Genomic DNA, 7,963 nt, shown 5'->3' on the forward strand with positions numbered 1-7,963 from the left:
GCGTAGGGGCTGTCCGGCGGGACGTACCCCTCGCCGACGTAGACGGCGACGGTCAACGCGCCGATGGCCTCGTGATCGGCGGGCGTCGCCGGGCGCACCGTGAGCTGCCCGCTCGCGGTCACGAGTCGATCCCCTGACCGCTGCCGGGGACGATGAGCTGCCACCGGTCGGGCTTGCCGACCGGATAGACGACCGGCCAGTCCTGGCCGATCTGCGGCCACTGCGCGCCGTCCCACACCAGGCGCCGATAGACCCGGGTCGGGGCCACCGAGGGGCCGGTGAGGTCGCCGGTGACGGTCACGAACTGCTCCCCCATCGCCTGCGGGCGCGGACTGACGCCGGTGAGGTGCAGGGTGCCGTACTCGGGTTCGGCGGGCGGGCGCGCCGGGCCGCGGCTGCGCCGGTAGGACACCACCAACGCCACCACGACGGCGGTCAAGATGACGAGCATCGCGAACTCCATGCCGCCATCCTAGGAGCGCGGCGCGTCCGCCCAGCTCAGCGCGGTCGGCGACCGGTCAGGTGGCGTTGCGGGCGGTTCAGCGGGCGGTCAGTTCGCTGGTGCCCCGATCGGTGCGGCGCACCTGCCAGACCGCGGTGCGGGTGCGCTGGGAGCGGCCGTTGCCTCGGTCGATCAGGCCGCGGTCGCCGGTGGTGAACACCAGCTGCGCGCCGTGGCTGTTGGTCTCCGGGTTCTGGAACAACTGGATCAGGCGATCGGTCTGGTCGCCGGACAGCCCGGCCCCGATGTCGTCCACGGCCAGCACCCGCCCGGTGTCGAGCGCGTCGAGCATGACCGGCAGCAGCCGCAGCAGCGCCAGTGTCGAGGACGACTCGTCGGTGATCTCGAACGGAATCTCCACCCCCTCGTGCACCAGGCGGAGGCCGACGCCGCGGCGGGCGACCATGCGGGCGTAGAGGGCGTCGCGGGCCGCGCGCAGATTGGTCAGCTCGCGGTCGAGCAGCAGCGGGGTCAGGCCGCTGTCCTCGCGCAGCCGATCGGCGTGCGCGGGCGAGGCGGCGGCCAGCTCGGCGTGCTCGGCGCCTGCGGCGATCTCTGCGTCGAGTTCGCGCAGATAGTCGGCGTACATCGGGTCGGGCTCGGCGACGAGCAGGTCCGCGATGCCCAGATCGGCGGCGCGCAACAACACCAGCAGCCGGGCGGCGTGCTCGGGCGAGCGCGAGATGTGGCTGCCGATCCGGTGGGCGACCGCGCCGGGGTCGACCGGGCCGTGCACCACCTCGAGCATGGCGGAGAACCACCGATAGGCGGGGACGAGCGCCTCGGCGTGCATCTGCCCGGCCAGGCTGAGCAGCAGCGCGTTCGGGCGCACCAACGGCACCAGCGCGGCCACGCCGTAGCGGGCCGCCTCGAACATGGGGCCGACCTTGATGCCCGCGCCGTCGCGTTCGAAGACGACGCGTTTGCGCGAACGCGGGTGGCTGTGCAGCCATTCGGCGGTGACGTCGGCGTTGTCGAGCGCAAAGCCGTAGGTGTACGGGCAGCCCTCGGCGACGAAGGAGACCTCGAACTCCGAGGGCAGGTTCGAGTGTGCCAGATGCGGGGTGCGCACCGGCCCCGCGTACGGGTCCCAGCCGGTCACCGAGTTGAGCACCGCGTCCCGCATCCGGTCCAGCGCGTCGATCAGGCTCGACTTGCCCGCGGCGGGCGCGCCGTGCACGGCGGTCACCGGCACCGCCACCGGGCCGCCGCCCTTGGTCAGTCGCAACTCCTGGGTATCGGCCAGCGAACGGTGATTGGTCACCTGGAAACTGCGCAGCATGCCGCCATACTTCCGCACTTCGGCGCGGCCCGGCGAACACGCCCGGCGACGCACCGCCCACGGGGCCTATCCGGCGGGCTCCCCCTCGCCTGCTTCCGCGGCCCCTTCCCCCTCCGCCGCGGGCGTCACAGCCGCCGGGCCGTGCTCGAGCAGGCGCACGAAGCCTTCCTCGTCGAGGATGGGGACGCCCAGTTCCTCGGCCTTGGCCGCCTTCGAGCCCGGCGAGTCGCCGACCACCACGAAGGCGGTCTTCTTGGAGACCGAGCCCGCCGCCTTGCCGCCGCGCACCAGGATCGCCTCCTTGGCCCCGTCCCGGGAATAGCCCTGCAAGGAGCCGGTGACCACGATGGACAGCCCTTCGAGGGTGCGTTCGATGGACTCGTCGCGCTCGTCGACCATCCGCACGCCCGCGGCGCGCCACTTGTCGACGATGGCGCGATGCCAGTCGACGGTGAACCATTCCACCACCGCCGCGGCGATGGTGGGGCCGACGCCGTCGACCGCCGAGAGCTCTTCCACGCTCGCCGTGGCGATGCGGTCGATGTCGGCGAACTCGGCGGCGAGGGCGCGCGCCGCGGTGGGCCCGACGTGACGGATGGACAACGCCACCAGCACCCGCCACAGCGGTCGATCCTTGGCGGACTGCAGGTTCTGCAACAGGCGGCGGCCGTTGGCCGACAGCTCGCCCTCCTTGTTGGTGAACAGGGAGGTCTGCAACAGCCGCGCCTCGTCGAGGTCGAACAGATCGCCCTCGTCGGCGATGGCGCCGGATCTCAGCAGGTCGACGGCCGCTTCGTAGCCGAGCGCCTCGATGTCGAAGGCACTACGGCTCGCGACGTGGAACACGCGCTCGCGCAACTGTGCGGGGCAGTGCCGCTGGTTGGGGCAGCGGATGTCGGCGTCGCCCTCCTTCTCCGGGGCCAGTTCGGTGCCGCACTCCGGGCAGTGCGTCGGCATGACGAACGCGCGCTCCGCACCGGTGCGGGTGTCCACCACCGGGCCGAGCACCTCCGGGATGACGTCGCCCGCCTTGCGGATGGTGACCGTGTCGCCGATCAGCACGCCCTTGCGTTGGACCTCGGAGGCGTTGTGCAAGGTCGCCATGGCCACCGTCGACCCGGCGATGGAGACCGGCTCCATCACCGCGAACGGGGTGACCCGCCCGGTGCGGCCGACGTTCACGGCGATGTCGAGCAGCTTGGTGGTGGCCTCCTCCGGCGGGTACTTGTAGGCGATGGCCCAGCGCGGGGCGCGGGAGGTGGCGCCGAGGCGGCGTTGCAGCGCGGTCTCGTCGACTTTGACGACCTGGCCGTCGATCTCGTGCTCGATGTCGTGGCGGTGCTCGCCCCAGTACGCGACCCGTTCGATCACCGCGTCGATGCCGCGCACCACCCGCGCGTGCTCGGAGACCGGCAGGCCCCAGGCCGCCAGCGCCCGGTAGGCCTCGGACTGGGAGGCGAAGACGGCGCCCTCCAGCCTGCCGATGCCGTGGCAGATCATCCGCAACTTGCGCCGCGCGGTGACCGCCGGGTCCTTCTGCCGCAGCGAACCGGCGGCGGTGTTGCGCGGATTCGCGTACGGCGGCTTGCCCTCCGCCACGATGGCGGCGTTCAGCGCCTCGAAATCCGCCAGCCGCATGTAGACCTCGCCGCGCACCTCGAGCAGCGCCGGGATCGGGAACTCCGCGCTCGCGGTGAGCCGGTGCGGCACGTCCTCGATGGTGCGTGCGTTGAGGGTCACGTCCTCACCGGTGCGGCCGTCGCCGCGGGTGGCGCCGCGCACCAGCCTGCCGTGCTCGTAGACCACGTTCAGCGCGACGCCGTCGATCTTGACCTCGCACAGGTAGTGCAGGTCGGGACCGGTCTCGGCCTCCACCCGCGCCGCCCAGGCGCGCAGCTCGTCGTAATTGAAGACGTTGTCGAGCGAGAGCATCCGCTCGAGATGGTCGACCGGGGTGAAGTCGGTGGCGAAGCCGCCCCCGCCCCCCAGGGGGGGCGAAAACCGGGTGGGCCGGTGGGGGTGGCGCGCCACGAGCGCCAGCAACACGCGCCCCCCCCCGGCGGCGCCCCTCTTTTTATTTTTTGGGTTGGCCGAGCCTCCCCTCCCTGTTTTTTGGGTCGCGGGGGGTCTCGGGGGGGCCCACCCCGCCCCCGACCAGCTGGGTCGGCGAATCCGGGGTGCGCAGGTCGGGGTGGCGCTCCTCGAGCTCCTGCAACTCGCGCAGCAGCGCGTCGAACTCGGCGTCGGAGATGATCGGCGCGTCGCGCACGTAGTACCGGAACTGGTGCTCGCGCACCTCCTCGGCCAGCTCCTGCCAGCGCACCCGCTCCTCGTCGGTGGCCGGCACCTGCTCCGCCCCCGCCGAACCCGCCACCACGCCCGCCACCGATTCCTCGCTCTCGGCGGCGTTCCGCGCCGCCGTGCTCGTTTCCGCAGTGCTCGTTTCAGCAGTGCTCGTCTCCGCGGTGGTATCCGTGTCGCCTGCACCGTCCCTGTCGCTCACGCACAGCACACTAGTCGAGCCCACCGACACGTTCCCGCACGTCGGCGACGGTTCACCGCGCGCCGAGCGACTCGGGATCCTCGGTGTAGACGCGGGTGACCTCGGCCGCCAGCGCCAGCGCGCGCCGCGCCCAGGACAGCGACGCGCCGCCGAGTCCGCAGGCCGGGGCGACCAGGATCTGCCCGGCCAGGATGGTGCGCGGGAAGCCGAGGCGGTCCACCAGCCGAGCGCCCGGCTCGGCGATCTCGCGCCAGGTGGGCCTGCCCGCGGGCTCGGCGGTGGGCACGAGCCCGAGGACGAGCTTCTTGCCCGCGTCGATGGCCTCGCCGAGGTCGTCGAGATCGGTGGCGCCGATGTGGGCGATGTCGATCGCCAGCGCGGCGGCCTCGGTGCGGCGCAGCAGCGCCAGCGGCGGGTCGTCCGAGCAGTCGTGCAGCACCACCGGGTCGCGCTGAGCCTGGATCACCCGGTCCAGCACCGCCCGCGCCTCCGGCTCGGGCACGGCGCGCACGGTGTCCAGGGCGCTCACCCCGCGCAGCGAGCCGTCGAGCACCCGGCGCAGGCTCGGCTCGTCCAGTTGCAGGACGATCCGCGCGCCCAGGCGTCTGCGCACCTCGTCGGCGTGTGCGACCAGGCCCTCGGCGAGGGATTCGGACAGGTCACGCACCGCGCCGGGGTCGGTGAGCGCGCGATGCCCGTTGGGCAACTCGACCTGCGCGGCCAGCGTCAACGGGCCGGTGGCCTGGAGCTTGACCACCCGGCCGGTGCCCGCCGAGCCGGAGGTCTCCCACGCCTCCTCCAGCGCGTCGAGATCGGCGCGCAGCAGATCGCGGGCGCGGCGGGAGACCGCGCCCGGGCGCGCCGCCAGCCGGTAACCGCGGGTGCTCGTATCCAGGCGCATGTCGACCAGCAGAGCCGACATCCGGCCGATCATGTCCGCGCCGATGCCGCGCGCGGGCAGTTCCACCAGATGGGTCAGGTCGGGCAGCTCGCCGAGGACGGTGGCGGCGGCCTCGCGCGGATCGGTGCCCGGCCAGGAACCCAGGCCGGTGCACACCCCGCCGGGCAGCGGGTCGCGCGGCTCGGCGGCGGTCACGGCATCCGTCGCACTCGTCGTCGGGGCGGCGTCCTCCGCCGCGCCGCGCACCAGTCGGTCGCTCACGTGTGTTCCTCCGAAGGCCGGGGTCAGTGGGCGGTCGCGTCGGCGGTCCGGGCGCGCGCCGCGTCGGCACGGGCGGTGCCGGTGATGGTCCCGCTGCCGAGCACCACGTCACCGTCCCGGTCAGGACGGTAGAGCACCACGGCCTGTCCCTTGGCGACGCCGGTCAGCGGCTCGCGCAGGCGCACCGCCATGCCGCCGTCGACCGCCTCGGCCACCGCGGGCGCGGTGCCGCCGTGCGCGCGCACCTGGGCGACACACTCGACCGGCCCCTCGGGCGTGACACCGGAGGTCCAGATCGCCCGCTCGGCGGCGACCTCGGTGACCTGCAGATCCTCGATCGAGCCGACCCGCACGGTGCCGGTTTCGGGGTCGATGTCGGTGACATAGCGCGGCCTGCCGTCGGCGGCGGGGCCGGGCAGGCCGAGCCCCTTGCGCTGACCGATGGTGAAGCCGTGCACGCCCTCGTGCTCGCCGAGCTTGCGCCCGTCGGCGTCGACCAGCGCGCCCGGCCGGACGCCGATCTTCGCGCCGAGGAAGGCGCGGGTGTCGCCGGAGGGGATGAAGCAGATGTCGTGGCTGTCCGGCTTGTTCGCCACCGCCAGGCCCCGCTCGGCGGCCTCGGCGCGGATCCGCGGCTTGGGGGTGTCGCCGACCGGGAACATCGCGCGCCGCAACTGTTCGGCGGTGAGCACTGCCAGCACGTAGGACTGGTCCTTGTCCTCGTCCACGGCGCGGCGCAGCACGCCCTCGGACAGCCGGGCGTAGTGCCCGGTCACCACCGCGTCGAAGCCGAGCGCCACCGCGCGGTCGGCCAGCGCGGAGAACTTGATCTTCTCGTTGCAGCGCAGGCACGGATTGGGGGTCTGCCCGGCGGCGTAGGCGGCGACGAAGTCGTCGATCACGTCTTCCTTGAAGCGGTCGGCGAAATCCCAGACGTAGAACGGGATGCCGAGCACGTCGGCGGCCCGGCGCGCGTCACCGGCGTCCTCCTTGGAGCAGCAGCCGCGCGAGCCGGTGCGCAGGGTGCCCGGCGCCGACGACAGCGCCAGGTGCACGCCGACCACCTCGTGGCCGGCGTCGACGGCGCGGGCGGCCGCGACCGCCGAATCCACGCCACCGCTCATCGCCGCGAGTACCCGCATCACACACCGCCTTTCGCACCGGCGAGACCAGCAGCCCTGGCCCGCTCTATCACCTGGGGGAGGACATTCACCACCGCTTCCACGTCCTCGCGCGTGGAGGTGTGCCCGAAGGAGAAGCGCAACGATCCGCGCGCCGCCCGGTGCTCGACGCCCATGGCGATGAGCACGTGACTCGGCGCGGCCACGCCCGCGTTGCAGGCCGAGCCGGTGGAACATTCGATCCCGGCCGCGTCCAGCAGCATGAGCAGCGAGTCGCCCTCGCAGCCGGGGAAGGTGAAGTGGGCGTTGGCGGGTAGCCTCGCCGAACCGGCCGGGCCGTTGAGCACCGCGTCCGGGACGACCTCGGTGACACCGGCGATCAGCTCGTCGCGCAGCGCGGCCATGCGCGCCGCGTGCGCGGGCAGTTCGGCGACCGCGTGGCCGAGGGCCGCGGCCAGCCCGACCGCCGCGGGGGTGTCGGAGGTGCCCGAGCGCAGGTCGCGCTCGTGACCGCCACCGTGCAGCAGCGGCACGCAGGGCACCTGCCTGCCGAGCAGCAGCACGCCGATGCCGTGCGGGCCGCCCACCTTGTGGCCGGTGAAGCTGGCCGCAGACAGGCCGCTGGCGGCGAAGTCGATGGGCAGCTGTCCCGCGGCCTGGATGGCGTCACTGTGCATGGGCACGTCGAACTCGCGGGCGACGGCGGCCAGCTCGGCGACCGGCTGGATCGCGCCCACCTCGTTGTTGGCCCACATGACCGTGACCAGGGCGACCTCGTCGGCGTGCTCGGTCAGCTCCGCGCGCAACGTCTCCGGCGAGACGAGGCCGTCGGCGTCCACCGGCAGCCAGCTGACCTTCGCGCCCTCGTGCTGCTCGAGCCATTCCACCGCGTCGAGCACGGCGTGGTGTTCGGTCGAGCCCGCGATGACGCGCACCCGGCGCGGATCGGCGTCGCGGCGCGCCCAGAAGATGCCCTTGACGGCGAGGTTGTCGCTCTCGGTCCCGCCGGAGGTGAAGATCACCTCCGAGGGCCGGGCGCCGAGGTTCGCCGCGATCGACTCGCGGGCCTCCTCGAGCAGCCGCCGGGCGGTCCGGCCCGACCCGTGCACCGAGGACGCGTTGCCCGGCACCGCCAGGGCAGCCGTCATCGCCTCGATGGCGACGGGGAGCATCGGTGTGGTCGCCGCATGATCGAGGTAGACCGTCTGGGGTGCAGCACCGATGACCGGACCCGGATAAGCCGACTTCATGACCATCAAAGGATAGCCGTCGCCCGCCACGGGATATTCCCGCCCACTCGGGGCCCGGTCTCGGCGCGCGAGTTAGCGCGCGGTGGGGGCGCGGGACGGGGGGGGGGGCCCCCCCGCGGGGGGGGGGGGGGGGGGGGGGGGGG

6 protein-coding genes and 1 pseudogene are annotated in these 7,963 nt (G+C 73.3%); all 7 read right to left on the bottom strand.

The genetic code is table 11. The features are described from left to right. Positions 1-118: 118 nt before the first annotated feature. Positions 119-463: a hypothetical protein gene (locus QH283_RS20175; RefSeq protein ID WP_280504541.1), complete on the bottom strand. Its 345-nt coding sequence runs from the start codon at positions 461-463 to the stop codon at positions 119-121. Between the two features lie 76 nt (positions 464-539). Beyond that, positions 540-1,784 carry an AAA family ATPase gene (locus QH283_RS20180; RefSeq protein ID WP_280504542.1) on the bottom strand — a complete coding sequence of 415 codons (1,245 nt, stop codon included), beginning with the start codon at positions 1,782-1,784 and terminating at the stop codon, positions 540-542. A gap of 66 nt (positions 1,785-1,850) precedes the next feature. Then, the gene (ligA, locus tag QH283_RS20185) at positions 1,851-3,824 is read right to left on the bottom strand and encodes an NAD-dependent DNA ligase LigA (RefSeq protein ID WP_280504545.1); all 1,974 of its coding nucleotides are present in this window, start codon (positions 3,822-3,824) and stop codon (positions 1,851-1,853) included. Positions 3,825-3,936: 112 nt separating this feature from the next. Beyond that, a pseudogene (locus QH283_RS20190) lies at positions 3,937-4,131 on the bottom strand (DNA ligase LigA-related protein); the annotation flags it as partial. A gap of 208 nt (positions 4,132-4,339) precedes the next feature. Beyond that, positions 4,340-5,356 (bottom strand): methionine synthase, encoded by a 1,017-nt coding sequence (locus tag QH283_RS20195; protein ID WP_280504546.1) that lies wholly within the window; start codon positions 5,354-5,356, stop codon positions 4,340-4,342. Positions 5,357-5,472: 116 nt separating this feature from the next. Next, positions 5,473-6,591 (bottom strand): tRNA 2-thiouridine(34) synthase MnmA, encoded by a 1,119-nt coding sequence (gene mnmA, locus QH283_RS20200; protein ID WP_280504543.1) that lies wholly within the window; start codon positions 6,589-6,591, stop codon positions 5,473-5,475. Beyond that, the gene (locus QH283_RS20205) at positions 6,591-7,820 is read right to left on the bottom strand and encodes a cysteine desulfurase family protein (protein ID WP_280504544.1); all 1,230 of its coding nucleotides are present in this window, start codon (positions 7,818-7,820) and stop codon (positions 6,591-6,593) included. The genes mnmA and QH283_RS20205 overlap by 1 nt, the downstream gene beginning before the upstream one ends. Positions 7,821-7,963 lie beyond the last annotated feature (143 nt).

This window comes from Nocardia farcinica (genome assembly GCF_029867845.1).
In the GTDB taxonomy this organism is placed as follows: domain Bacteria; phylum Actinomycetota; class Actinomycetes; order Mycobacteriales; family Mycobacteriaceae; genus Nocardia; species Nocardia farcinica_A.